1 tRNA gene is annotated in these 263 nt (G+C 61.2%); it reads right to left on the bottom strand.

The features are described from left to right. A tRNA-Pro gene (locus tag TSO352_RS10315) sits at window positions 1–72 on the bottom strand. Window positions 73–263 lie beyond the last annotated feature (191 nt).

The following is a 263-nucleotide window of genomic DNA, read 5'->3' as shown; positions in this document are numbered from 1 at the left end:
GGAGAGAGAGGATTCGAACCTCCGGCCCCTGCCTCCCGAAAGCAGTGCTCTACCAGGCTGAGCTACTCTCCGGCAATGTCACCGGTGGGCGTGTCGTCCGCCGGTGGAGGGCGTATATAGCGGGTTCTGAACCGCAGCGCAACGCAAAGCCACCGGCCAAACCATCATTTCGACGCAGGGCAGAACGGCGATTTTCCACCATCGGCCAACGCCGGTGCCGGAAACGACGAAGGGCTCCTAGGTTTCCCTAGAAGCCCTTTGAA

The sequence above is a fragment of the Azospirillum sp. TSO35-2 genome, assembly GCF_003116095.1.
GTDB lineage: Bacteria > Pseudomonadota > Alphaproteobacteria > Azospirillales > Azospirillaceae > Azospirillum.
This window is presented reverse-complemented; position numbering and strand designations above follow the sequence as displayed.